General features: G+C 58.8%; 22 protein-coding genes and 2 pseudogenes. 12 read left to right on the forward strand and 12 right to left on the reverse strand.

What is annotated here, in order from left to right; translation table 11 throughout:
- Positions 1 to 33 precede the first annotated feature (33 nt).
- On the forward strand, positions 34 to 192 hold the full coding sequence (locus N2599_RS32565; protein ID WP_156915234.1) for a hypothetical protein: 159 nt from the start codon (positions 34 to 36) through the stop codon (positions 190 to 192).
- A 211-nt stretch (positions 193 to 403) separates the two neighbouring features.
- Positions 404 to 927, forward strand: a pseudogene (locus N2599_RS32575) (enolase C-terminal domain-like protein).
- On the opposite strand, the gene N2599_RS32580 reads toward N2599_RS32575, so the two are convergent.
- The 4 genes from N2599_RS32580 to N2599_RS32595 all read right to left on the reverse strand — a co-directional run bounded on the left by N2599_RS32580 (position 896) and on the right by N2599_RS32595 (position 5,466).
- Positions 896 to 2,095, reverse strand: coding sequence for a mandelate racemase/muconate lactonizing enzyme family protein (locus N2599_RS32580; protein WP_027508977.1), 1,200 nt, complete (start codon positions 2,093 to 2,095; stop codon positions 896 to 898). The pseudogene N2599_RS32575 and the gene N2599_RS32580 sit on opposite strands and share 32 nt — an antisense overlap.
- 17 nt (positions 2,096 to 2,112) lie before the next feature.
- The gene (locus N2599_RS32585) at positions 2,113 to 3,474 is read right to left on the reverse strand and encodes a mandelate racemase/muconate lactonizing enzyme family protein (protein WP_027508976.1); all 1,362 of its coding nucleotides are present in this window, start codon (positions 3,472 to 3,474) and stop codon (positions 2,113 to 2,115) included.
- Positions 3,475 to 3,538: 64 nt separating this feature from the next.
- Positions 3,539 to 4,705: a mandelate racemase/muconate lactonizing enzyme family protein gene (locus tag N2599_RS32590; protein ID WP_027508975.1), complete on the reverse strand. Its 1,167-nt coding sequence runs from the start codon at positions 4,703 to 4,705 to the stop codon at positions 3,539 to 3,541.
- 50 nt (positions 4,706 to 4,755) lie between these two features.
- Positions 4,756 to 5,466 carry a GntR family transcriptional regulator gene (locus tag N2599_RS32595; RefSeq protein ID WP_027508974.1) on the reverse strand — a complete coding sequence of 237 codons (711 nt, stop codon included), beginning with the start codon at positions 5,464 to 5,466 and terminating at the stop codon, positions 4,756 to 4,758.
- Between the two features lie 208 nt (positions 5,467 to 5,674).
- On the opposite strand from N2599_RS32595, the gene N2599_RS32600 reads away from it, so the two are divergent.
- The 6 genes from N2599_RS32600 (at position 5,675) to N2599_RS32625 (ending at position 12,144) form a co-directional block, all read left to right on the forward strand.
- On the forward strand, positions 5,675 to 7,153 hold the full coding sequence (locus N2599_RS32600) for an ABC transporter substrate-binding protein (RefSeq protein WP_027508973.1): 1,479 nt from the start codon (positions 5,675 to 5,677) through the stop codon (positions 7,151 to 7,153).
- 74 nt (positions 7,154 to 7,227) lie between these two features.
- Positions 7,228 to 8,184 carry a carbohydrate ABC transporter permease gene (locus tag N2599_RS32605; RefSeq protein ID WP_027508972.1) on the forward strand — a complete coding sequence of 319 codons (957 nt, stop codon included), beginning with the start codon at positions 7,228 to 7,230 and terminating at the stop codon, positions 8,182 to 8,184.
- Complete coding sequence (locus tag N2599_RS32610) at positions 8,181 to 9,071, forward strand: carbohydrate ABC transporter permease (protein ID WP_027508971.1); 891 nt, start codon at positions 8,181 to 8,183, stop codon at positions 9,069 to 9,071. The genes N2599_RS32605 and N2599_RS32610 overlap by 4 nt, the downstream gene beginning before the upstream one ends.
- Positions 9,072 to 9,081: 10 nt before the next feature.
- A complete protein-coding gene (locus N2599_RS32615; RefSeq protein WP_027508970.1) occupies positions 9,082 to 10,179 on the forward strand; it encodes an ABC transporter ATP-binding protein in 1,098 nt (365 codons plus the stop codon).
- 33 nt (positions 10,180 to 10,212) lie between these two features.
- A complete protein-coding gene (locus N2599_RS32620; protein ID WP_027508969.1) occupies positions 10,213 to 11,376 on the forward strand; it encodes a mandelate racemase/muconate lactonizing enzyme family protein in 1,164 nt (387 codons plus the stop codon).
- Positions 11,377 to 11,397: 21 nt separating this feature from the next.
- Complete coding sequence (locus N2599_RS32625) at positions 11,398 to 12,144, forward strand: ribonuclease activity regulator RraA (RefSeq protein WP_027508968.1); 747 nt, start codon at positions 11,398 to 11,400, stop codon at positions 12,142 to 12,144.
- Between the two features lie 250 nt (positions 12,145 to 12,394).
- Here N2599_RS32625 and N2599_RS32630 read toward each other — a convergent pair whose 3' ends face one another.
- The 3 genes from N2599_RS32630 to N2599_RS32640 are packed head-to-tail and all read right to left on the reverse strand — an operon-like array spanning position 12,395 to position 14,400.
- Complete coding sequence (locus N2599_RS32630; RefSeq protein WP_027508967.1) at positions 12,395 to 13,237, reverse strand: type 1 glutamine amidotransferase domain-containing protein; 843 nt, start codon at positions 13,235 to 13,237, stop codon at positions 12,395 to 12,397.
- A gap of 54 nt (positions 13,238 to 13,291) precedes the next feature.
- Positions 13,292 to 13,594: a putative quinol monooxygenase gene (locus N2599_RS32635; protein ID WP_027508966.1), complete on the reverse strand. Its 303-nt coding sequence runs from the start codon at positions 13,592 to 13,594 to the stop codon at positions 13,292 to 13,294.
- Positions 13,595 to 13,608: 14 nt separating this feature from the next.
- Positions 13,609 to 14,400, reverse strand: a complete 792-nt coding sequence (locus N2599_RS32640) for an SDR family NAD(P)-dependent oxidoreductase (RefSeq protein WP_027508965.1) — start codon at positions 14,398 to 14,400, stop codon at positions 13,609 to 13,611.
- A gap of 97 nt (positions 14,401 to 14,497) precedes the next feature.
- Here N2599_RS32640 and N2599_RS32645 point away from each other — a divergent pair, with 97 nt between their 5' ends.
- On the forward strand, positions 14,498 to 15,418 hold the full coding sequence (locus tag N2599_RS32645) for a LysR family transcriptional regulator (RefSeq protein WP_027508964.1): 921 nt from the start codon (positions 14,498 to 14,500) through the stop codon (positions 15,416 to 15,418).
- 61 nt (positions 15,419 to 15,479) lie between these two features.
- Here N2599_RS32645 and N2599_RS32650 read toward each other — a convergent pair whose 3' ends face one another.
- Entirely contained in the window at positions 15,480 to 16,088 is a 609-nt protein-coding gene (locus N2599_RS32650; RefSeq protein ID WP_027508963.1) for a TetR/AcrR family transcriptional regulator, read from the reverse strand.
- Positions 16,089 to 16,207: 119 nt separating this feature from the next.
- Between N2599_RS32650 and N2599_RS32655 the strand changes: the two genes are divergently transcribed.
- A complete protein-coding gene (locus tag N2599_RS32655; RefSeq protein ID WP_027508962.1) occupies positions 16,208 to 17,242 on the forward strand; it encodes an aldo/keto reductase in 1,035 nt (344 codons plus the stop codon).
- A 329-nt stretch (positions 17,243 to 17,571) separates the two neighbouring features.
- Here the strand turns inward: N2599_RS32655 and N2599_RS32660 are convergent, their stop codons facing one another.
- Complete coding sequence (locus N2599_RS32660) at positions 17,572 to 19,353, reverse strand: peroxidase family protein (RefSeq protein WP_027508961.1); 1,782 nt, start codon at positions 19,351 to 19,353, stop codon at positions 17,572 to 17,574.
- A gap of 833 nt (positions 19,354 to 20,186) precedes the next feature.
- Between N2599_RS32660 and N2599_RS32665 the strand changes: the two genes are divergently transcribed.
- On the forward strand, positions 20,187 to 21,542 hold the full coding sequence (locus tag N2599_RS32665) for a S8 family peptidase (RefSeq protein WP_027508960.1): 1,356 nt from the start codon (positions 20,187 to 20,189) through the stop codon (positions 21,540 to 21,542).
- The gene (locus tag N2599_RS32670; RefSeq protein ID WP_027508959.1) at positions 21,539 to 21,769 is read left to right on the forward strand and encodes a hypothetical protein; all 231 of its coding nucleotides are present in this window, start codon (positions 21,539 to 21,541) and stop codon (positions 21,767 to 21,769) included. The genes N2599_RS32665 and N2599_RS32670 overlap by 4 nt, the downstream gene beginning before the upstream one ends.
- 158 nt (positions 21,770 to 21,927) lie before the next feature.
- On the opposite strand, the pseudogene N2599_RS32675 reads toward N2599_RS32670, so the two are convergent.
- The 3 genes and pseudogenes from N2599_RS32675 to N2599_RS32685 form a co-directional block, all read right to left on the reverse strand.
- Positions 21,928 to 22,356: pseudogene (locus N2599_RS32675) on the reverse strand (hypothetical protein); the annotation flags it as partial.
- Positions 22,357 to 22,415: 59 nt separating this feature from the next.
- Positions 22,416 to 23,090, reverse strand: coding sequence for a 4-carboxy-4-hydroxy-2-oxoadipate aldolase/oxaloacetate decarboxylase (locus N2599_RS32680; RefSeq protein WP_027513486.1), 675 nt, complete (start codon positions 23,088 to 23,090; stop codon positions 22,416 to 22,418).
- 94 nt (positions 23,091 to 23,184) lie between these two features.
- Complete coding sequence (locus N2599_RS32685) at positions 23,185 to 24,021, reverse strand: ABC transporter substrate-binding protein (protein ID WP_027513487.1); 837 nt, start codon at positions 24,019 to 24,021, stop codon at positions 23,185 to 23,187.
- Positions 24,022 to 24,036: the final 15 nt, after the last annotated feature.

Here is a 24,036-nt window from a genome sequence, read left to right on the forward strand (position 1 = left end):
GGGTGGTGGAACAAGCTAGGGAGAGACTGCTGAGTGATCAGATCCCTCATCTATTTTCAGTATCGCGTGACGAAAATTCTCACGCTGCTCTTCAACGAACGCGCGATCCAAGATGACATGAATAGCTGCATCGAACTCAGGTGTGGCGCTTGGATGCACACCTCGCCCCACCTTGCCGGCGCTGCCAGCTGAGCCCGATAGTTTCGCTGCGTCGGGCTTGCTCGCAGGCGCACTGGCTGGGGAGCAAGTTGGTAGAGATGCTTTATCGGGCTGAACCAAGCGATAGTGCCTTCGCCAGCATCAACTCAAACACGAAGGGTCCCACGTGGCGGCTAAGTGCTCTAGAAAACGCCGGCACGTTAACAGCGAAATCTGACACGCCAAGCGGCTCGAGGAACTCGACATCGAATATTTCGAAGGCCCATCCTGGGGCCTTGAGGGAAATGCCGCGGTGCGAAGCAGGATCCGCGTGCCGATCGCAACCAACATGTATCCGGCCCGTTTCGACGATCTTGGGCCTGGCATTCGAATGAACGCCGCCGACGTCATCCTGACCGACCTGCATTACTGGGAGGTCCGCGGGGCGTGAAGGATCTCTGCGCGGTCTGCCAGACATTCCAGATCGGCGTCGCGATGCATAGCGGATCCGAATTCGGCATCGAGCTTGCCGCCATGCTGCATACCGCGGCGACCATTCCGGAAATGATCTACGCCGGCGACGCCCACTATCACTACCTGACGGACGATATCATTGTCGGCGCCGCCGCCCTACCCGATAGCGACAAGACCTTGAAGATCGAGGCCTTCATTTCCTGTTTACAGATCGATATCACCTATTTCGACAAGCCCTATTACCTGGCGCCCGACAAGATGGACACGGCAGGTGGAGGGAGGTTCAGTCGAAAAAACCCGCATCCTCTTCGCTGAGATATCTCCTGGCCCCTTCAGCGTCGATATCGAGGCCCAGCCCCGGCGCTTCCAGTAGGTCTACCATGCTGTCCTTCACGATCTGCGGCGGCAAGCCGATTACCAGGTCCTCCCACCAGGGGTCGGAGGCGGTCGGATATTCGAAGGCGATGTAATTTGCAGGCAACGTGGCGCAGACATTGATCAACGCGCCGAGGCCCAGCAGGCCGTTAGCGGTGCCGTGCGGTGCCATCAGGATCGAGTGCATGTAGGCGTGCTCGGCGACCCATTTGAGCTCGGCAATGCCGCCAACATCGGCTGGATCGGGGCCGATGACGCGTACCGCCTGCGTCTCGATCAGTTCCTTGAAATTGTGCCGCAGGTAGATCTGCTCACCAGTATGGATTGGCGTCGAGGTGGAGGTTGTCAGTTCCCGATAGGCCTGCGGATTGACCCACGGCACGTAGTCGCCAGTCAGCATGTCCTCGAGCCACATCAAATTGTACTTCTCGACAGCGCGAGCGAACTTAATCGCATCGGGCAGCATCCAACCCGGGCCGCAGTCGAGCGCCAGGCTGACTTTATCGCCCAGCACTTCCTTCATCGCGATCACGCAGTCGAGCATGTGATTGAAACCGCGCTCGCTGATCACGCCCTGATCCATGGCACCGTGATAGCCGGCCTTCTTCTGCGTCACGCCGTAGTGGAAGCCCTCGATAGTGTCCTTCATGTTGGAGTGGAACGAGATTCCTTGCTTGACCATGAAGAAGTTCTGCGGCTGCTCCATCATCCATTTGACGTCAGCGGCGTAATCCTCCGGCCGGTCGCCCGTGCGTTTCTGGCGAATCTCACCATTGTAGACGCGCACCTTGTCCCGCACCTTGCCGCCCAGCAGTTTATAGGCGGGCACGCCCGCGGCCTTGCCAGCAATATCCCACAGCGCATGCTCAATAGCGCTCACCGCCGCGCCGTACGGCTTGAAAGAGCCGCGTTGGCGGATCTTCAACATTACTCTCTCGACATCGGTCGGGTCCTCGCCGACCAGCGCCTCGCGGAAATGCAGCACCCAGGGCTTGAGGTAGGACTTGGTGAATTCGACTTCGCCCAAGCCATAGAGGCCCTCGTCCGTAACGATGCGGACGATCGGGTGTTTGCCGATAACGGCGCAGCGGAGATCGGTGATCTTCATCTTCGTTCCTTTTCGCCTCAGCTCCAGGTGCGATCCCAGGAATACTCATCGTCCCAGTGATCCGTAGGCTGCCAGATGCCGGCGACGCCCGGCTGCAGATGCATCGAGATCACCTCGTCGACGACGTCGTCGATCCCAAGGCCCGGCTTGTCCGAAACAGTGATGAAGCCGTCCTTTACTAGCGGCTTGGGAAGGCCCGTGACGATATCGTCCCACCAGTCGACATCGGCAGAATGGTATTCAAGCGCCATGAAATTCTCGGTCGCGGTCGCAACATGTGCCGCGGCCATTGCGGCGATTGGACTTTCCGCCATGTGGATAGCCATCGCGACACCGCGGTCTTGCGCCATGTCGCCGATCTTCTTGGTCTCGAGGATGCCTCCGCTGGTGAGCAGGTCCGGGTGGATAACGGAGACGCCGCCGCTGTTAAGCAGGGGCTCGAAGCCCTCCTTGAGGTAGATGTCCTCGCCAGTGCAGATCGGCACCGTCGTTGCGTCCTGCAGTTGCCGGTACTGCTGCGTATACTGCCATGGGATCACATCCTCGAGCCAGGCTGGCACGTATTTTTCAATTCGCCTTGCGAGGCGAATGCCGTTCTGCATCGAGATATGGCCGATATGGTCGATCGCGAGCGGCACATCCATGCCGATGACTTCACGAACCTCGGCGATGTACTGCTCAAGCAGGTCGAGGCCCTTGTCGGAAAAGTGAAGGCCGGTAAACGGATGCTGGACATTATGCAAATCATACGAAGCGTTGCGGGCACGCCGCTCTTCAATCGTCTTCAGCGGTCCGCGATAAGGACGGTTGTGGTATCCTTCGAGTGAGCCGGCAGGAAACACGACCGCGCCGGGGACGTCCGCGATCTGCATCAGTCCGAGATCCATCTTCAGGAAGGTGAAACCGAGCTCCATGCGCTGCTTGAGGCGCCTCCCCGTCTCGGTGCCGCTCGGCACGGTGGCGTCCGTATCGCAGTAGACGCGCACTTTCTCGCGGAAGCGGCCACCGAGCATCTGGTAGATGGGGACGCTATAGGCCTTGCCGGCAAGATCCCACAATGCGATTTCAACCGCCGAGACGCCGCCGCCTTGGCGGCCGTGTCCGCCGAACTGTTTGATCCTACGAAACAGCCGATCGATGTCGCAAGGGTTCTCGCCAAGCAACCGGCTCTTCAGCATCAGCGCATAGGTGGCGCTGGCACCGTCGCGCACCTCGCCAAGCCCAACGATGCCCTGATTGGTGTAAATCTTGAGTAACGCCGAGGTGAACGGCGCGCCATCAATTTCGGCGACCCGCATGTCGGTGATGCGGAGGTCAGACGGCCTGGAACGCGTATTCACCCGATTGAGCGCCTCGTCGGCTCCATCTGCCTCTAGCATGATTTGATCCTCGTTCTGATCGGTGGGACTCCTCGCCACACGCAGGCGCGGCGTAGAGCGTTGTCTAGTCCAGTTCTATCTCGTGGTTTTGAAGGTAGTCGCGGTTCATTTCGATGCCGAGGCCAGGCTTTGACGCAAGCTTGAGGCTGCCGTTCGAGACATCCAGTGGCCTGTCGATGAGCTCATCATATTTGCCCAGGTTCCACTCCGACGTTTCAAGCTTGTAAAAGTTGGGAACGGTCATCATCACCTGCGCTCCCGCAACCACGTTGATCGGCCCTGCGGCGTCATGCGGGGAGACCGGGATGTAGTAAGCCTCGCATAGGGCAGAGATCTTCTTGAGTTCGGTGATGCCGCCGGTCCAAGTGACATCCGGCATGATGTAATCAGCTAGCCTGTTTTCGAGCACCGGCACGAAATCCCATTTCGTATGGCCGCGCTCGCCCCAAGAGATGGCGGCGCTGACCTTCTCACGGACCTGTCTGAGAGCGTTGAGGCTCTCCGGCGGACAGGGCTCCTCGAACCAGTCGATCTGACCAGCTTCCTCGAGGCTCCGACAAAGGCGAATGGCGGTTGGAACGTCGAACCGGCCATGCGCATCGATGAGGATGTCGACATCAGCGCCCGCCGTTTCGCGGATCAGAGCCGTGAGTTCGGCGGCTTCGCGCTCATCCTTGCGGGTCATGCTGCCATCGAGGTAGCCGTCCCGCTGTTCGCGAGGCTGTCCATCGGCGGTGCGGCCTTGGTGGGGGAAAGGATCGAACTTGAGTGCAGTGTGACCGGAATCGACGATGTCTCGGATTTCCCTGACCACAGCCTCCTTACTGGTAAACTTGGCCTGGTTGGGGTGGGTGTAGAGCGCAATGTCATCACGTACCGCTCCACCCAACAGCTCGTATATTGGCTTGCCCAGGACTTTGCCTCGGATATCCCAAAGGGCTATGTCGATAGCACTGACGCATTCGACTGCAGCGCCGCGGCTGCCCATGTAGGTGAAGCTTCGGAATATCTTGTGCCACAGATATTCGATACGCGCCGGGTCCTCGCCTTTCAGAGCGGCACCAATCTGCCGCAGGATCGTGCAGAGGGCGCGATTGGCGAGCCTTGTCGTCGTGGTGATCTCTCCCCAGCCGCTCACCCCCTCGTCGGTCGTCACTTCGACAAAGAGATATTCTCCCCAGTAAGAAGCATCAGACCTGATTAGCCACGGGCGAACGCTGGTGATTTTCATCTCAACTGCCTTTTCTGAAGTGCTCGGGATAACAAGGTTTCAGGCGCGTCTTATCCCGCGCGAGCGGCGTTGCGCGCACGCATATGTTCAAGGATGTGCCGGCCGGAGCCCTCCACATGGCGAGCGATGAGTTCGGCCGCCTCGTTCGCATTTCCCGCCTTCACATGCGCGATGAGCTCGCGATGCTCGCTAAGGATTGCGGCACGCCGGGCGAGCGTGAAGTCAAAACGTCGGCTCACTGCTCGCAGCACTTCGCGATGCTTCCACCAAAGCTCGGCTGCATGGCGGTTGTAGTGCTTCTGGTACATCACAGTATGAAAGGCAGTGTCCAGCTCGCTGTGCCTGAAGGTGTCAGCGAAGTTGTTCTCTTCAATCAGGCCCTGAATGCGTTCGAGTTCAGCTATGTCCTCGACGGTGGCCATGCTTACGAACCATCGCGTCAGTGCCGGCTCGATCAAGACTCCTATCTCGTAGATATCCCGAACAAAATCCTGATCTATGGGCCGGACGCGCGCTCCGCGGTTGGGAACGAAGGTGACAAAGCCCTCCCCGCGCAACAGTTGCAGAGCCTCGCGCACAGGGTTGGTCGAGGTGCCGTGGCGCCGGGCGAGATCGGTGACCACGAGCCGTTCGTTGGCAGCGAGCCGCCCCTCGATGATGTCTTCCCGGATCAGTTGGTAGAGCGAGGCGCCCTGGCTGGATGCCCCGTCAGCGTCGATGCCCTCGGGTGGCTTCGCCCTAAAGTCGCTCGTATCGGTCAAAACTATCCCCAATTAATACACATATTCCTCGCATATCACGCAAATCTCGCCCAAACAATGTACGATTTCCCCGATTGACAGGTGTTCGGCGATCTGAAAACGTATGATCTGCTCGAAGGAATACATTGACTGGGAGGTCCTGAGCCGTCGAGCAAAGACCGCTCGCCTTGGTGCAGAGCGGCATGGGAGAGAAACCTGGAGGATACCTATGACGAGGATTTCACTCGGAGGTGCCGTCCTGCGCGGCACTGTCTCCACTGCTTTGACGGTATCATTGATGTCTGCGTCTGCGCTGGGGGCGCCGGTCGACCTGAGCAAGTGGTCGCCGCAATATGTCCGCTCCATTGCCGGTACACAGGAATTTGACACGGCGGCTGATTGCGGCAAGGTCACCCCGCTTGACTACAAGGGCCGACTGACCTTCTGGTATCAGGGTGTGTTCGAGGGCGACCCCGACCTACTGCGCCAGTATTACAAGGATTTCTTCGCGACGTTCCGCAAGACCTACCCAAACATCCAGCTTGAGGAACAAGCCCTCACCTACAACGACCTCTTGGACAAGTTCCGGACCGCGCTCCTTGGCAATGCGGCTCCGATGGCGGTCCGCCTTCAAATCCTGGGTGGCACCGAGTTTGCTTCAAAGGGCTATCTGCAGCCTCTGAAACCGGAGGATGTAGGGTATTCGACCGAGGACTTCTGGCCAGGAGCGATGAAAGCTGTAACCTGGGACGATGTGACCTACGGCATTCCAACCAACAACGAGACGATGGCGTTCATCTGGAACGCCGATATCTTCAAGCGTGCCGGCCTTGATCCCGACAAGGCCCCAGCAACCTGGGATGATGTCGTCAAGTATTCCAAGCAGATCCACGACAAGCTCGGCATTGCCGGTTATGGTCTCGTGGCTCGCAAGAATGCAGGTAACACGCCCTACCGCTTCATGCCGCAGCTTTGGGCCTATGGCGGCGGTGTCTTCGACGAGGCTACCGCCGAGCCGACCTATAAGACGGTCGAGCTCGATAGCCCGCAAAGCAAGGCCGCATTGCAGGCCTCCTACGACATGTATGTACGCGACAAGTCGGTTCCGGTTTCGGCGCTTACCAATCAGCAGGCCGACAACCAGCCCCTCTTCCTGGCTGGCCAGCTCGGCATGATGATCTCCCATCCTTCGGATTACGACGTCATGCTCGACCTGCAGAAGAAGGCAACCGACACCGACAAGCAGAAGGCGCAGACCGTAATCGACAATATGCGCTACGGACTGATCCCGACTGGCCCCAACGGCAAACGTGCCGTGGTGTTTGGCGGCTCGAACATTCATATCCTGAAGCCGGAATATGTGGAGGGCGGCAAGGTAGACGAGCCGGCAGCGAAGGCCATCATCTGCATGTGGACGAGCCCCGAATGGTCATTGAAGATGGCCTATGCAGGCTCAAACCCGGGAAACCTCAACGGCTTCAAGACCAAATGGATGAAGGAACGTCTGGACAGCATCAAGTTCCTTGATGTCACGACCTCGATGCTGCCATACGGCATCCCGTTCCCGGCATTGCCACAGTCCCCGGAGATCATGAACATCATAGTCCCGGACATGCTGCAGAATGCTCTGACTGGGGCCATGACGGTCGACCAGGCAGCCGACGACGCGGCCAAGAAGGTCAAAGAACTGATGGACGGTGGGCTCTAGTTCAAGTCCGACGATCTGACCGGCTGCGCATCGATTGCAGCCGGTTTCGTTCCCATGGATGAGGGCTCTGCACAGTGACGATCTTGACTGGAAAGGCCGAGGCTCCCCGAAGACTGCTTGTCAGATCCGGTGTGCTGCGAAAGACCTGGGATCATCGCGCCGACTACGCGTATGTGCTCCCTGCGATCGCAGTGATGCTGATCGTGATAGCCTACCCTATCTACTACACGATTGAGCTGTCGTTCTTTAATACACCGCCTGGCCTGCAGCTTCGGGACAAGATTTTCGTCGGGCTCGACAACTACACCGCCATCCTCAAAAGTCCGGTGTTCTGGACCGTCACCTCGAACACTCTTATCTGGACGATTGGATCGACGTTCGTCTCGTTTGTCCTGGGATTCGCCAGCGCTCTGGCGCTCCATCGTGACTTTGCCGGCCGCGCCATCCTGCGCGCCGTCCTGATCATTCCATGGGTCATCAGCGCGGTTGCCGCATCCTATATCTGGAAATGGATCTACCATTCGGACGTTGGGATCATTGGCGCGGTGCTGGTCAGCCTGGGATTGACCGACCGGCCGCCGAATTTCATCGACAGCGTGAGCACGGTGCTTCCCTCGCTGATCGTCGTCAATATCTGGCGAGAATTCCCGTTTGCCATGATCATGATGATGGCTGGGCTGCAGACGGTCCCCGACCAGTTGCTGCGCGCCGCAAAGGTCGACGGAGCGAATGCATGGCAGCGGTTCTGGCACGTCACCTTTCCACATGTAAGGAATGTCTCGACGGTGACGATCCTTTTGCTGGCAGTTGCCAACTTCAATTCGTTCATCATCCCCTGGATCATGACCGGCGGCGGGCCGTCGAACGCTTCTCATATCTGGATCACCCACATTTATGAACTCGCCTTTGGTCGCCAACGCTGGGGAGTGGCATCGGCCTACTCGGTGCTGCTGTTCTTAATCCTGATGTCGTTTGGCTACTTCTACGTCCGGGCGCTGAGCGGTAACGAGCGGAAGGACGGAAGCGAATGAGCACGATTGCCGAGACTGCTCATCGAGGTCAGGCGCGTCGCCGTGTGCGCATCGATGGATGGCGGTGGGGTGGACGCATCTTCCTGCTCTTCATGCTGCTTTACACCACATTACCGATGATCTGGATGCTGATCACATCGATCAAGTCAGGCTTCGCTGCGTTGCAGTTCCCGCCGCAATGGTGGCCGGACCAACCCACCCTCGCGAGCTACCAAAAGCTGCTCGATCCGCAAAACAGCGTCGGCCAGGACTTCCTGCGCTTCTTCTGGAACAGCCTTTTTGTCTCCACCGCCACGACCGTCCTTTCGGTGATCGTGGCAGTTCCCGCGGCTTATGCGTTTTCACGCTTCACCTTTCCTGGCCGGAACTTTCTGTTCTTCGCCGTCTTGCTTCGGAACATGTTCCCGGCGGTGATCTTTCTCGTGCCGCTCTTCATCCTGATGCGCGCGATCGGGCTGGTGAACACGCATGGGTCGCTCATTCTCACCTACCTCACATTCGGACTGCCGCTGGCAATCTGGCTCCTCAAGGGCTTCTACGACAACATCCCGGTGCAACTCGAGCAGGCGGCGCGCATCGACGGAGCGACACGGTTCCAGGCCTTTGTCCTAATCGTGATGCCGCTCTCGGCGCCAGGAATCATCGCCACGGCGATCTATTCCTTCATCGGCGCGTGGAACGAGTACATCTACGCCTACACCTTCCTCTCCAAGAACGACCAGTTGACGCTGCCGGTCGGCATCCAGCGCTTCTTCTCGGAAAATACGACGGACTTTCCGGGCTTGATGGCGGCCAGCTTTATGATGAGCGTGCCTGTCGTGGTCCTGTTCCTCGTCCTGCAACGATACTTCGTACGCGCCCTTACAGAAGGCGCAGTCAAACACTAGGGAGTTGCCGGTGGCCCACGTGGTCCTCAAAGATCTTGTCAAGACGTATGGCAGCTTCAAAGCTGTCAACGATGTTTCGCTGACGGTCAATGACGGCGAATTCGTTGCCCTCGTCGGCCCTTCAGGCTGCGGCAAAACAACCACGCTCAATCTTGTAGCAGGGCTCATCCCCATCACATCTGGCGACATCGTCATCGGCGACCGGGTGGTCAACGACCTCGACCCCAAGGACCGGGACATCGCAATGGTGTTCCAGAACTACGCGCTCTATCCGCAGAAATCGGTCTACAAAAACCTGGCTTTCCCGCTGCAGATGCGCAAACTGCCAAGGGACGAGATCGACAAGAAGGTCAAGGAAGCAGCGCGCGTGCTCGACATGACGCAGCTGCTTGAGCGCAAGCCTCGCGAACTTTCGGGCGGGCAACAGCAGCGCGTGGCGCTGGGCCGTGCCCTCGTTCGCGATCCGGCGGTCTTCCTGATGGATGAACCACTCTCCAACCTCGACGCAAAGCTGCGCGTGCAGATGCGGTCGGAGATCAAGCGTTTCCACCAGGACCTCAAGGCGACGATCATCTACGTGACGCACGACCAGCTCGAAGCGGTAACCATGGCCGACAGGATGGCGGTGATGAACGGCGGCTACCTGCAGCAATACGATTCACCGGCGCAGGTCTTTGCCCATCCGGTGAACATGTTCGTCGCCAGCTTCGTCGGCAGCCCGGCAATGAGCCTTGTTCCGCTGGAGGCATCAACGGAAAGCGGCAACACTGTTTTGACCAGCGCAGAGGGCTGGCGCCTCGAGCTTTCGCCAACCAACGCGCAGAAGGTCGCGAGGGCAACCACCAAGAAAGTCGTGCTCGGCGCACGTCACTCGACGATCAAGCTGCACAAGAGTGCGGTGCCAGGCAGCATTCCTGCCAAGGCCTACACGGTGGAGCCGACCGGAGACGTCACCTTCGTTCAGGCGTTCCTGTCTGGCGCCATTGTCAACGTCAGTGTGCCGCCGACCATTGCCGTCGCGCCCGACGAACAGATTTGGCTCGAGTTCGATCAGGAGCGGATGCATCTGTTCGACGGCGAAACAGAAATGGCCCTCAAGGCCCACTGAGATAGAGCCGATGCGTGTGAAACGAGGGCGTGGATGACTGCGAAGCTTAAAATCACGGCGATCAAGCCCTATCCCGTATGGGTGGGAACGCGCAACCAGATGCTGGTCAAGGTCGAGACCGACGATGGCATCTTCGGCTGGGGCGAGAGCGGCTTGAGCGGTAGGGAGAAGGCCGTGGCCGGCGCGATCGAGCACTATCGCGAGTTTCTCATCGGCCGCGACCCGATGCAGATTGGTCGGATCTGGCAAGAAGTTTATCGCAGCCAATACTTCGAAGGCGGGCGCGTCCTGCAGGCGGCGATTTCCGCCATCGACATTGCCCTGCATGACATCAAGGGCAAGGCGCTGGGGGTGCCGGCCTACGAACTGCTGGGCGGCAAGCAGCGCGACCGCATTCCTACCTTCGCCTCGACCGGTGACGAGGCCGAGGGCGATGTTGCTATCGAGCGAGCCCGCGAACTACGCGCACAGGGGTGGCAGGCGATCCGCTTCTTTCCCATCGGGCAAAACAGCAAGGACATCTTTGAGCCGCGGGAATCGATCGGCGCTACCGCAAGCATGCTAAACAAGGCGCGCGAGGCGCTGGGCGACGACGTCGTCCTCGGTATCGACTATCATCATCGCCTGTCGGTGGCAGAGGCGGCGAGCTTCTGTAACAAGCTCGGCCGTGGCGTGCTTGATTTCCTCGAGGAGCCGATACGAGACGAGACACCGGAGGCCTACGAATCCTTACGCACGATGACCGACATCCCGTTCGCCATCGGCGAGGAATTTGCCAGCAAGTGGCAATTCCTGCCCTACATCGAGCGCGGCATCCATCAGTTCAACCGGCTCGATGTTTGCAATGTTGGCGGGCTCACTGAAGCGATGAAGGTGGCTGGCTGGAGCGAGGCACACTATGTGGACCTGATGCCGCACAATCCCCTTGGCCCAGTCTGCACGGCCGCGACTATCCATCTCGCCGCCGCGGTACCGAATTTCGCTTGGCTCGAGACCAGGGCGCCCGAAGCAAAACTGGGCTTCGATAATTCCGACTTCTTCCCCGTGCAACCGCGGCTCGATGGCCCCGACTATCCGGTCAGCGATCTGCCAGGGCTCGGCGTCGAGATCAACGAAGAGGCAGTCGAGGCGGAGAGCTTTCGTTTCTGGGAAGCGCCTCACCTGAAGCGCAGCGACGGTTCTGTCACAAACTGGTAGTTTCATCCACCGGAGCCTAGAATGATGCATACGCCCGACATTACGCGACCGCCCAAAGAGCTGATCGACGCACTGAAGGAAATCGGCGCCGCGACGGTTTCCGGCACGCTTGGCCACATGGGCTTCCGCAATCCGCACATGGTCGGTCCCGTGCTGCAGAACCGCGGGAAGTCGATCGTCGGGCCGGCCCTGACGCTCCAATTCATGCCGCAGCGGCCGGACCTCTTCACCGAGGGAGAATATGCAGATCCGGAGACGCAGTTGCACCGCCATGTGCTTTATCACGTGCAGGAGGGCGATGTGGTCGTGGTCGACGCGCGCGGCGACATGAGTTCGGGCGTCTTCGGTGATATGATGTCGACGTATTTCAAAGGCAGAGGCGGCGCTGGCATCGTGATCGATGGGTGCATGCGCGATCGGCCCAATGTCGAGAAGCTAGATCTCCCTCTATGGCTCCGCGGCTGGACGCCCAACTATCATGTGCAGACTGGCATCTATCCCAACGCCGTCAACGTTCCGATTGCCTGCGGCGGTGTAACGGTAATCCCCGGAGACATCATCGTCGCCGACGATGACGGGGTGGTGGTGCTTCCAGTCGCAATGGCCTCAAAGGTAATCGAAGAATCGCAAAAGCATCACGATTGGGAGGAGTTCTCGCGAGTGAAGCTTATGGGGGGCGGGTCGTTACAGCGCTACTATCCGCTGCATGAAGATGCCCGCGGAGAGTACGAAGAGTGGCGCAAAACAAACCGCTCGGGAACACCTTAGCCAATGGATTACCTAGGCGGGCGGCGAACTTTCTGGGATATCGCCGTCGGCGCCCGCTTTTCGATCTGGCAGCCGGGATCCAGCCGCCGAGGTTGGCCGAATGTCACCTTCTATGAAGGGTTTCGGATGCCGGCAGCTTTGGGCCGAAGTGTTCGTTCGACCTCAGCATGTCCGGGGAACAGTTCTTGTTCCGGCCCGACCCCGAAACGATGACGCCCATAGGGGCATCATCACAAACTTTCGGCGAACGCTACTTCAGTCGGCGCAGCAGCTCCTGGGCCACGGCCGGAGCAGACGCAGGGTTCTGACCCGTGATCAGCTCGCGATCCACCACGACGTGCCCGGCGAACGGTGCCTCGGCCTGACTGAATTGCCCCCCTGCTTGGGTGAGCGCGTCCTGTGGATAGAACTTCATCTCGCCGCCGCCCAGCAACCCCTTCGCCATTTCCTCTTCCCGGTTGCTGAAAACGGTCAGCCTGTATCCGGCATAGATCCAGCCGGATTGCGCCTTGGCCGTTCCCGCCGTCTCGAACTTCGTGACGAAGCCCGTCGCATCTGCCAGCGTAGACAGCAACGCGATCGGGCCATGGCAGGCGAGCGCGGTCGTCTTGCCGTTTTCATGGAAATAGGTGAGTAGTTTGCCGAGTTCGGAACTCACCAGAAGATCCTGCATGGGTGCGTGACCGCCCGGGACGTAGACCACGTCGAAATGGTCGTAACCGACCTGCTCGACCCGTGCGAGGCTGACGACCGGCGACTTCTCGCTTGACAAGAGGCCCAGGTCCGAAAGCCGTGTTTCGCTGGCTTTCATCGCGGCCTCGTCACCGCCAAAATACATCTTGTCGATGGACGTCCTGTCAACGGATGGAGCGGTCCCTTTCGGGGTGGCGAAGGTAATGTCGTGGCCGGCGTCGAGCAACGCCTTCACCGGCTGCATCAGTTCATTGAGGTAGAAGCCGGTCTCGAGTACGTTTCCGTCCTTCAGGTCGAGGCGGTCGGAATCGGACAGGACGATCAGCACATTTCCGGCATGGGCACAGACGGTGCTGGCACCAAGCACAAAGGTGATGGTGAGGCTGCGCAGAAGTTTCATGGTTTATCTCCGAATGTACGAAAATCCGATTGGGAATGAAAAGGCAGCCGCTTATCAGCCGGCGACCTTGGTCAGCCGGTGCAGGGTGAAGTCGGCGAAATATTCGCCCACGCCGCTCGCCTGAAAGCGCTGCATGGCAGCGCCCTGCATATGGGCGCGCCATTGGACCTCGCTTGCCCAAGTTTCGACGAAGATGCGGACGCGTCCTTCATCGAGCGACTGGTGCAGTTCGTAACGAAGGCAGCCGTCTTCAGCCAGAGTCTCTGCGACCAGCTTTTCCTGGGCGGCACCGAGCGCTGCTTGCTTGCCGGGCTTAGCCGTGGTGATGGCGATAATTGTCAGAGGTGTGTTTGACATGGGTAAGACCTTACTCAGGCGATGGTGTTGACGAGGCCGCCTTCGGCGCGAAGGGCAGCGCCGTTGGTCGCGGATGAGCGGGGGCTGGCGAGATAGGCGACCAGGTTTGCCACCTCCTCCGCTTCCACCATGCGCTGGAGGATCGAAGCCGAGCGGGCTGTGGCGAAGAATTCGGCCTCGACCTCTTTGATCGGCGCGGACGGGTCGCTTGCCTGACTGCGCAGGAAAGCCTCAATGCCTTCCGAGCGGGTCGGTCCCGGCAGCACGGAATTGACCGTGACATTGGTCCCGCGGGTCAGTTGCGCCAATCCGCGCGAAACCGAGAGTTGCGCGGTCTTGGTCGTCGCGTAGTGGATCATGTCCTGCGGAATGGCGAGGCCCGACTCACTGGAAATGAAAATAATGCGGCCCCAGTTGCGCTCCAGCATGCCGGGGAGATAGGTCCGTGACAGGCGCACGCCGCTCAAGACATTGACGTCGAACAGATGGCTCCAATCGGCATCGCTGATGTCGCCGAATGCCTTGCTCTCGTAGATGCCGAGATTGTTGACGAGTATATCGACCGAAGCCTCAGCCCTTGCGATGATCGCGGCACCCTCGGCGCTGGCGGCGTCTGCCAGAACGCCAGCGATGTCCGATCCGCCGGATTCCTTAACGGCAGCGAGCGCGCTATCGAGCTTGGCACGGTCGCGTCCTGTGATGACAACGCGTGCACCTTCGGCGGCGAGAGTGCGGGCGATTTCGAGGCCAATGCCGGCTGTGGCTCCGGTAACTAGGGCAGTCTTGCCGGTGAGTCGCAGGTCCATGTCGTGTCTCCAGATTGTTGCTGCGGACAATTTATGATCTAAGAACCACAGGAACTATTGCGTGTAGGAGACATGCACCTGTGAATGAGGATCATCAATGCCGCGTATCCTGATGGAACGCTCGGGCGAGATGGAAGTGTTTGCCCGCGTTGTCCAGGATGGGGGATTCTCCGCCGCCGCGCGCAACCTTGACCTCACGCCATCGGCAGTCAGCAAATTGATCGCCCGCCTTGAAGCACGGCTTGGCACACGCCTTCTGGTGCGAACTACTCGCGCTCTTACGCTAACGGAAGAAGGCGAGGCCTATCACCATGCAGCCCTTCGGATTCTGCAGGAACTGAACGATGCGGATCAGGAAGCCGCTGGAGGTGCCGTCCGTGGGCGGTTGCGGGTCAACACAACGATACCGTTCGGCACGATGTTCATCGTGCCGGCAATGCCGGATTTCATTGCGCATAATCCCAATCTGATCGTCGATCTCAGCTTCACTGACGGCATTGTCGATCTGGTGGCGGAAAAGACTGATGTCGCCATCCGCATGGGCAACCTGCCCGACAGCGGGCTGATCGCCCGCAAGCTGGGGCAGAGCCGGCGCGTGGTCTGTGCTGCACCTTCCTATCTGGAACGCAGAGGACGGCCAGAAACACCTGCCGACCTGGAACATCACGACTGCCTGACCTTCAACTTCCGACGTGCAAGGCCGTCGTGGCCGTTTCACTGCGAAGGCCGGGAGGTCGCACAACCGGTCAAAGGCAGCATCGTGGTGAACAACGGCGAAACGATGAAACAGATGGTGCTGGCCGGCGTCGGCATCGCCCGGCTTGGTTTGTTTCATGTCGCGGATGAGATCGCGGCGGGACGACTTATCCCACTGCTCGAAGATCAGAATCCAGGCGACCTGGAACTGGTTCATGCCGTCTATGTGGGCGGCGGCCCACTGCCTCACCGCGTCCGCGCCTTTATCGAGCACATGGTGATAACATTGGCAGAAACGCCACTGCTGAAAGGGACTTCCTAAGCAGAGATCCTCTGGACGGGCACCTGGTGGAAGCGGGCTTTGTAGGTATTCCCCTGTGATGCTAACTCTTTGGATTTGGTCGGTGGCGTAGACCGTCCGTGAGCAGTGACACCATTCGCCTCGCCTGCTCTGTGTCACCGTCACTCGACGGTGTGGCGAGACGCAGTCCGGCGTTCAGCAGGTCGCTTGCGTTTACGTCGTTCCTGATCGCTCCTGAGGCTGCGGCAGCATCGAGCAGCCGTCGAAGCACTGGTGTGAACTGGCCAAGAACAAACTCCGGAAGTGCCTGGTAGGCGGGGTCGCCTGAATGTAGCGCTGGACCCAGGGCTTTTTTCGTGGAGATGAAATCAACAAGACGCGTCATCCATTTAGCGAGTGCCTCCGCTGGCTCAAGCTCTTCTGCGTAAGCCGCCGCAGCGTCCGCCTGAGCAAGAACGTCGCGTTTGATCAATGCCTTGATGAGGTCAGAGCGCTCGGGGAAATGGCGATAGAGCGTGCCAACACCAACCCCTGCCCTGTCTGCGATAGTTCGCATCGGCGCATCAACGCCCAGCTCGCTGAAGACAGCCATTGCAGCTTGAAGCAGTGCGTCGAAATTGCGCCTCGCATCGGCCCGCACTGCCGGACGGGTCGCGCTGCTAGACTCGTTCTTTTGTTCGTCTGACTTCATCGGGCGACTATACCTATTGCAAAACGGAACAGTGTTCCGTATAATCGGACGAATGTTCCGATTACCCTCTGTATCGCGCCTGCTGGAACGTTGCAACCGTAAGCACAAGGAAAATGAACATGCTCTATCGCACTCTCGGCCGCACTGGCATCAAGGTCAGCTCCTATTGTCTAGGCGCGATGATGTTCGGGAAGATGGCCAACAACGACCACGATGAGTGCGCCCGCATGATCCACAGAGCACTTGATGCGGGCATAAACTTCATCGATACCGCCGACCGATACAGTGATGGCGACTCTGAAGTGATCGTCGGGAAAGCCCTGAAGGGAAGGCGCGACGATGTTGTTCTCGCCACCAAGGTTTTCGGCCCGATGGGCGACGACCCGAACCGGCGTGGTGGTTCGCGGCGCTGGGTGACGCAAGCAGTGGAGGACTCGCTGCGCCGACTTCAGACTGACTATATTGACCTTTACCAGCTCCATCGCCCCGTCCCTGACACCGACATCGAGGAAACGCTTTCGGTGTTAACTGACCTGATGCGTGCGGGTAAGGTTCGCGCCATCGGAGCGTCAACCTTCCCGGCGTCGGACATTGTCGAGGCGCAATGGGTGGCCGAGCGCCGAGGGCTTGCACGATTCCGCACGGAGCAGCCGCCCTACTCTATCCTTAATCGTTCAATCGAGCGTGAGGTGCTGCCAACCTGCCAGCGTTACGGGATGGGCGTCATGGCATGGAGCCCGCTCGCCAAAGGAATGCTCACAGGTAAGTATCGGAAAGGTGAGCCAACGCCGGACACCCTGCGAGCAAAGTTCTTCCAGAAGGCAATGACTGACCAACAGACCCTCGACAAGGTCGAACAGCTCATAGCGCTTGCCGATGAAGCAGGCATCTTGCTGATGCATATGGCCCTCGCCTTCGTCGTTTCGCATCCGGCTCTATCGTCAGCGATCATTGGACCGCGTACTCCCGAGCAGCTTGAAGGCCTTCTTGCTGGTGTTGAGGTATCCCTTGACGATGAAATTCTTGACCGGATCGATGAAATTGTACCACCGGGAGAAGACGTGGGCTTGCTGGAGGGGTCGGCGTACATCCCACCGTCACTCGAACAGGTGGCGCTCCGTCGACGCCCCCTCCCCGAACGAGCGGCTAGGTGAGACCACGCAGCTTTGAGAATAGTTGTAGGACGACGCGATAGCGGTTGGTGTGTCGGCAGATCTCAGCATTCGAACGGGTCGGCAGCGTTTCCACAAGCGGTGACGCTGTTTTTGGTCGGCGATTGTTTGCTTTCCGCCTGCAAGGACGTCCATTTATGCTTGCGGGACACCTGGATCCTATAGGAGGCGTGACCGTTGCTATCGCAGGATTTCGATGCGCGTAGGACCCTCATCGCCGGCAAACGCAGAAGCAGCACCAACGATCTTGAGGCTGCACGCATGTCGCTTTGCCCCGCCGCAGTGCGGCGAAGCAGCACTCTTACGCGCCACTACTGCATGACGGCCGCGAACCGCATCCACTTGGCGATCGAGTCGATCGGCGAGTTGTCCGGCATCTTAAGGGGGCTCTGATCGGGCGTGAACCCGCGCGAAAGGGCCGAGTCCGGATCCGCAAGCAGCACGCCTACGAAGGTCAACGCCACGAGACAGCTCCCAACTTCACCCAATCGATTTCCACCGGCAGCCTCGGCTTCAGCAAGAATGTAGAACCATAACGGTGCGCGCTCGTGGAAGCGCGATGTGGTTCCGGCGAGGAAGTTCTGCAGATCGGGCTTCGTGGCGAACAGCGCTGAGACATCCTGGATCGGCGACGACTCCACTGCACCAATTTGCTTGAGATGCTTGTGCAGAGCCTGGCCCGTCGGGAGCCTGAGATTGTAGCCTCTACGAAGGTTCCTCCTTGCCAGGTTCTTGAACAACTCTTTGAGTTGTTGATCGGCCTGGTCTTCCCCTTCCTTGAACATCGTGTGCAATGGCGGGGCGAGTTCGGTATCGATCTTCCTGGCGAAACGGGCCGGTTCTCCGTCGCTCCCATCATGGGGATCGACGCCCGTAAAGCGTGTCCAGTCGATGATCCAGTTCTTGGGCAGCTTCTTCTCGGTATCCAGCCTGCCGCCGCCTCCAGTGAATTCGAAAAGCAACTGCAAGGTCGCACGCGGTAGAAAACCTGTGCCCGGCCGCCCAAAGATCTTGTTGTAGTCGTAGAACGCTCTGACCATGGAATGACCGAACCGATAAGCTGCCGCCGAGAACTCCAATGGCAGAGCATTTCCAAGGCGAGTATTCTGCCTTCGGGCATCAAACTCGGCTCTGAACTTGAAGAAATGAGACGCCCGATCCTTGACGACGCGGTCCACCACAACCGGATCGCAAACGCCCTTGAGGTATCCTTCGACAATCAACCATTGGTAATGAAGTCTCGTCAGAGCCTGCGCCGAGCTGAAATCGGCGATCCAACCCGTGTCGTGCGACGCAAGATAGTCGATGGCCTTGTTATGGAACCGAAGAAAACTCAGATGGAACTGCGCGACGACGAGATTTTCGTCGTTGCGATTATCCCCGATTATCGCGCGCTGGGGCAACGTATCGGAGAATTTCTGAAACGCCTCAGGAGTCATCGCGGCCTGAGCCAGACGTAGAGCCGCTTCCCGGACAGACGACTGGACCTGGCCATAGCGAGGCAGGTCTCGATGTTGGTCGAGGCTGTCGGGCAAGGGCCCCGGTTCGATCGCTGTTCCGACGCGCATTTTGTCCTTCAGCGTGGGGTGGCGAAGACCAGAAATCACTTTGACAACGTCTGCACCTACCCCCTCGCCGACGGCAGATCCGCCGTAGACACTATCGAGATCGAAGCGGGGCGAGCGGGCATTCCTGAACTGGCTCTCCACCGTCGACGAGGCGACAGGCGGGTGTGCGTTGACCATGCTCGAAATCGCCCCTTCACGATCGGTTCGGGCCGTCAGCTCGTGATCCAGGAATTGTCCCCAATAGGTGAAAACCGGCGGGAGCGTGGAATCTTCCGTCGGATCCTCGCTCGTCGGCGTGGCGACGACGTCGATCAACATTTCGCCGAGCTCATCGAGCTCTCCAATCGTCTCCGCCGTGTTTGGCAAGTAGTTCTCGGGCGCATCTAGTGGCGGTACGAAATAGCCGAAGTCAGCCTCTTCATCGACCGCGACGTCACCCGTCGCTGGCGGCGCGGCCCGAAGGCTCGGCCTTGGAACGGCGCGCTTTTTCTCTGTACCCCCGTGCGATTGAAAAACGATTGCCATTGGCCAACACCCTCCGTTTTCCAGCCCGCGGGATAATTCGTACAGCTAGAAGGCGAAGTCAATTAATCATATAGGGTTATTTCTCGCCTTAAAGTTGGTAAACTAGCCGTAAACTCAGTCAGTGTGTGTGTCCGGATTCAGCGCAACTCGCCTTGTTGCAGCCTCGTATACCCGGTTGATTCATTCGCCGTCTCACGGCGTCGAACTTGATCTAAGGCTGCTACACGATGTTCTCCAAAAGGAGCACATCGACCTTGCCATGTTTCCAAAGCAGCGAGAACAGTTCCTGCCCCCGCCGGAGCCTCGTTGTAAGGGTGCCATTTCCGGCATCGCTGGCGATTTTTCGCGGGCATGATTCGGTTTTCTGAAAATGAAACTTCCATTATCGCACTGCAGTATCGATCATCGGACTGAGTTTCCTCCGGCACAAAATAACGAGGAAATCCAACGGGGAGGAGATGCAAAAGTATACTTCACCTGAAAGGCAATGAAATGCGGGCGAACCGCTCGCTGGAACTTTTACTTGCTAACTCAACAATAAGATGTATATTTGCCGCCGAGATTTCGTCTAGGGGAACTACATCCCGAAATCGATCTACAAGGTACAACTAATTCTTCTTTGCCGAATGCTCCAATTTTCGGTCGGCGAAGCTTTGCGGTCTCGCAGCAGTCAGCGGAAAAAACCACCTAATCAATCCGCTTCGATCTAACTGCAGAGCCATCCACTGCCCCGAACTCGAGTGTCGGCTTAACTAACGGATTGCCGCGTCCAGCTTGCGAGTTTTGTCATTGCGTATCGTCTTTGAAACCGTGAAAGAAGGGGGAATTGTACTATGGCGAAATCAACGCGAGGCCGGGTTAACGCACAAGGCGACGGCACATCGGGTCTTGGCATGGTGGTGCGATTTACACCCAAAACAAAGAGCGAGGGTGTACAGCAACTTGAAAAAGGCGGATTCCGTGTCGCGTCGTCCAAGGACTTTCGAAGCGCCGCCGCGGTGCCAAATGATTTCGATGGCGCTGATGTTCAGTACTTCGAGCGTTTCGGGATCGCGATTGTGCGCCGGGACGGCGAGAAGCTGAAGCCCATGCTGCAAAATGCCATGCAGCAGAAGGTCGTAAGTGCGGTTCGGCCAGAGCGATCCTATCGTGCCCTCGGCGGCCCACTGTCGAAGCGACTGGACCTCGCACAGGTAACCGTGGGCGGCTTTGCAACTCCTTTGGACAGTGACTACCTGCTTGGGTATCGTGACGCTGTCAACGAGCTGGTCGATCGGTTGCTGGGCAGAAAGGGGGCAGAGGGAGTTATGGCCCGGGCTGCCTTTGACGAGACGAGCAACACTTGGGGACTGCAGGCTGTCAAGGTTATCGAAAGTGACCTAAGCGGGGCCGGCATCAAGGTGGCAGTGCTGGATACCGGATTTGACGAAACTCATCAGGATTTTGTCGGCCGTTTGATCACTAAGAAGCTCTTTGCAACGCGTAGTTCCGAAAGAGACGTGCACGGTCACGGAACCCATTGCATCGGTACGGCATGCGGTCCATTGCGACCGGCCATCGGCCCGCGCTACGGTATCGCCTACGAAGCGGAAATTTACGCTGGAAAGGTGCTAGGCGACGACGGCTTCGGTACTGACCGGTCGATTATTGCGGGCATGGAATGGGCGCTGGATGAAGGTTGCCACGTTATTTCGATGTCGCTAGGAGCTGCGACGCAAGTTGGAGATTCGCCGAGCGACGATTACGAGCAAATTGGGCGGGTATGTTTAGACGCGGGTGCTTTAGTCGTTGCCGCCGCTGGGAACGAAAGTTCACGTCCTCAGCATATTGCGCCCGTCGGTTCTCCGGCGAACGCGTCCACGATCCTCGGGGTTGGTGCCGTGGATCGCTTCTTTGCGCCAGCGTCGTTCTCGTGTGGCGGATTGAATCCTGGCCAGGAAGTAGACATTGCCGCTCCTGGCGTCGACATACTTTCGAGCTTGCCTGATGACAACTATGATCGGTGGAATGGCACCAGCATGGCGACCCCACATGTTGCTGGCGTTGCGGCTCTGATTGCTCAGTCTGATCCGACGTTTCGCGGATGGGCGCTGTGGGCGCGCTTGATTCAGCTTACGAAGCCACTATCTTCCCCTGCCAGGGATGTTGGTAAGGGTCTGCTCCAGGCAAAAGGAAGCGGTGAGGTATGACGACCGATAAAATTGGAGTTACCATTCGAATCGACAAAAGCGAGGCCCGCAGTCTGGGCGAGGTCGTCGATGACTTGAAGTCGCAAGGCCTCGAACAGGTGCAAAGCCACGAGCGCTTCATGATTGTCAACGGGAGTGTCAATCCTGACGCACTCGATGCGCTTCGCGCGGTAAAGGGAGTCGCTTCGGTTCGGAAAGACGTCGTCTACAAAGCTCAAGCGAGCTGATTATTCGCGGATGGCATGGCCTTTGCGCAGGCGGCGCGCCTTTCTTGCCCTTTGGATTCTTCGTCTTCGTTTCCGACAAGCTGAGAACCGCCTCCGGTGCTTCCGGCGCCGGGTCGAAGGCAACACAGTAGCCCGCGATTGAAGGCGATCTTTTCTGAGCGCAGTTCGTCGAACGCTCGATAAGGCACTGTCCAAAGTCGGCGATCCGCGTCCCAGCGCGCAAAGGGGATCTCTCGAATTTCGTTGACGACAGTGCGCGAGTATGGCGTCCTGACCTGAAAGGCCGAAGGCGCTGCTTCGAGATAGCGGCTTTCGATCGGATCGAATGCGAAAGCATCCCTGCCCTTTTCATCGGCAAAAGCGTCGGCCTCTGCTTCCATCTCAGCCAGCCAACGACCGATGCGCCTTTCGGCGGTGCGGCCGGGCACGAACCAAGCCTTCAGACTGTCGCTCCAGCGCGCGCGTGGGAAAGACTCGCGAAAACGCTGCACCGTGATGCGATCGTGAGGCAGGTCGGCCGTGGCGCCGACACGCGGTTTTGAGGGGACGGTGTCGTTCGGTTCCTTTTCCGTGCTCCCATAACGCAGCAATGCAGCCTATGTTCTTCGGCTCGTGGCGCTCAACCAATCAAGCTTGCGGCGTCACGTCAAATGTCGACGACAAGGCCCTTCGCTTTCAGCACCGGTTCCAGATTGCTGACCTCGATGACCGACGTCCCCTGCTTATATGCCGCGATATAGCCGGCCTCAGCATCTTCGCGAGCCTGCGAGAGCCTGGCGACTTCCTGCGCTTCCTGCCTGCGGATGATCACCAGGCCGTCGGCATCTCCTGCGATGATGTCGCCGGGATTGATGATCTCGCCGCCTACGATGATCGTGTCGTTCACCGCCGCAATGGTTTCCTTCACCGTCCCCTTGATGGAGACGCTGAGCGAGAAGACCGGGAAGCCAAGCTCCCTCAGCTGAAGCGTGTCGCGCACGCCCGTGTCGGTCACGAGGCCGCCGATGCCCTTTGCAATGCAGGCATTGGCGAGGACATCGCCGAAGGATCCGGCCTCTTCGTACTCGCCGGCCGATACGACGATGATATCGCCCGGCCTTGCGTAATTGATGGCGAGCTGCAGCATGATGTTGTCACGCGGCGCGCATTTCACTGTAAAGGCCGGACCGCACAGTTTCATGCGGTAGTCCACGGGCTTGAGGCGGGAGGAAAGGGCCCCGCGCCGCCCTTGGGCTTCGTGGATCGTCGCAGGCGAAAATTTGGAAACGGCGTCGATATCGGCTTTGCTCGGCCGTTCAGCGATATCTTTTATATGAATCATGGATGATGCCTCCCATCGTTGGCCGACAGCGGGCATGTCCCGCCGTCTGAATTCGTTTGGACATTGTCATCGGATGGCACCGAGGCCGGGCGGCCTACGGGATCGGGTCGAATTTCAGCTCCGAGAGGGTTACGACCTTATCGGTGCGCGTCATTTTGTATTCGGTATCCGGGCCGAGCCACTTGTCCCAGATCTTGTTGATGTCGCCCGATGCGTCGAGCTTGCGAAGGATCTCGTTGATCTTGGCGGTCAGCGCCGGCTGATCCTTGGCCATGCCGATGCCAATCGGCTGGAACAGCATCGGCTCCTCGATCATCCGCATTTCCTTGCCCTTGCTCTTCGATTCATTGACGAACTTGGTCGTCGTCATGGTGTTGGCCACCATGCCGCGCGCCTTGCCCTGCTGGACGGCGAGATAGGCCGAGGCAGTATCCTGGAACGTCAGCGGGTCGGATTTGTTGAGCTTAATCGACATCTCGGAGGTTGAACCCTTGGTCGAAGCGATGCGCTGGCCGGCGTAATCGGCCTTCTTCTTGCCGGGATCGTCCGCCGGTACGATCAGCATTTCCTTGGCGAGATAATAGGGATCGCTGAACTGGATCTGCTCGGCGCGGCTCAGAGTATAGGCAAGGTTGGCAACGGTGATGTCGACGCGGCCGAGCTTGACCTCGGGCACGCGCGCCTCGACCGAAACCGGCTTGATTTCAGCCCTTACGCCCAGTTCCTTGGCGATGACGCCGCAGAGATCGACATCGAAACCGGCCATTTCGCGGGTCTTCGGATCGGGTGAAGCGAAGGGAGGAACGTCGGCAAAGGTCGCGCAACGCAGGGTTTTCGCCGACATGATGTTGTCGAGCTGATCTGCTTGTGCGGGCAAAGCGGCCGCCATGCCGGCGAATGCGATGGTGAGGGTTAGGCATTTCCAGTTCATTGCTGTTCTCCTTTG

The organism is Rhizobium sullae (genome assembly GCF_025200715.1).
GTDB classification, from domain to species: domain Bacteria; phylum Pseudomonadota; class Alphaproteobacteria; order Rhizobiales; family Rhizobiaceae; genus Rhizobium; species Rhizobium sullae.

What these genes read in the sequence shown, in the direction of transcription:
- N2599_RS32645 (WP_027508964.1), top strand. Translation starts at nt 14,498, where the DNA reads ATGCCGCGTATCCTGATGGAACGCTCGGGCGAGATGGAAGTGTTTGCC.
- N2599_RS32630 (WP_027508967.1), bottom strand. Translation starts at nt 13,237, where the DNA reads ATGAAACTTCTGCGCAGCCTCACCATCACCTTTGTGCTTGGTGCCAGC.
- N2599_RS32620 (WP_027508969.1), top strand. Translation starts at nt 10,213, where the DNA reads ATGACTGCGAAGCTTAAAATCACGGCGATCAAGCCCTATCCCGTATGG.
- N2599_RS32685 (WP_027513487.1), bottom strand. Translation starts at nt 24,021, where the DNA reads ATGAACTGGAAATGCCTAACCCTCACCATCGCATTCGCCGGCATGGCG.
- N2599_RS32650 (WP_027508963.1), bottom strand. Translation starts at nt 16,088, where the DNA reads ATGAAGTCAGACGAACAAAAGAACGAGTCTAGCAGCGCGACCCGTCCG.
- N2599_RS32670 (WP_027508959.1), top strand. Translation starts at nt 21,539, where the DNA reads ATGACGACCGATAAAATTGGAGTTACCATTCGAATCGACAAAAGCGAG.
- N2599_RS32625 (WP_027508968.1), top strand. Translation starts at nt 11,398, where the DNA reads ATGATGCATACGCCCGACATTACGCGACCGCCCAAAGAGCTGATCGAC.
- N2599_RS32590 (WP_027508975.1), bottom strand. Translation starts at nt 4,705, where the DNA reads ATGAAAATCACCAGCGTTCGCCCGTGGCTAATCAGGTCTGATGCTTCT.
- N2599_RS32610 (WP_027508971.1), top strand. Translation starts at nt 8,181, where the DNA reads ATGAGCACGATTGCCGAGACTGCTCATCGAGGTCAGGCGCGTCGCCGT.
- N2599_RS32580 (WP_027508977.1), bottom strand. Translation starts at nt 2,095, where the DNA reads ATGAAGATCACCGATCTCCGCTGCGCCGTTATCGGCAAACACCCGATC.
- N2599_RS32655 (WP_027508962.1), top strand. Translation starts at nt 16,208, where the DNA reads ATGCTCTATCGCACTCTCGGCCGCACTGGCATCAAGGTCAGCTCCTAT.
- N2599_RS32600 (WP_027508973.1), top strand. Translation starts at nt 5,675, where the DNA reads ATGACGAGGATTTCACTCGGAGGTGCCGTCCTGCGCGGCACTGTCTCC.
- N2599_RS32640 (WP_027508965.1), bottom strand. Translation starts at nt 14,400, where the DNA reads ATGGACCTGCGACTCACCGGCAAGACTGCCCTAGTTACCGGAGCCACA.
- N2599_RS32660 (WP_027508961.1), bottom strand. Translation starts at nt 19,353, where the DNA reads ATGGCAATCGTTTTTCAATCGCACGGGGGTACAGAGAAAAAGCGCGCC.
- N2599_RS32635 (WP_027508966.1), bottom strand. Translation starts at nt 13,594, where the DNA reads ATGTCAAACACACCTCTGACAATTATCGCCATCACCACGGCTAAGCCC.
- N2599_RS32585 (WP_027508976.1), bottom strand. Translation starts at nt 3,474, where the DNA reads ATGCTAGAGGCAGATGGAGCCGACGAGGCGCTCAATCGGGTGAATACG.
- N2599_RS32680 (WP_027513486.1), bottom strand. Translation starts at nt 23,090, where the DNA reads ATGATTCATATAAAAGATATCGCTGAACGGCCGAGCAAAGCCGATATC.
- N2599_RS32665 (WP_027508960.1), top strand. Translation starts at nt 20,187, where the DNA reads ATGGCGAAATCAACGCGAGGCCGGGTTAACGCACAAGGCGACGGCACA.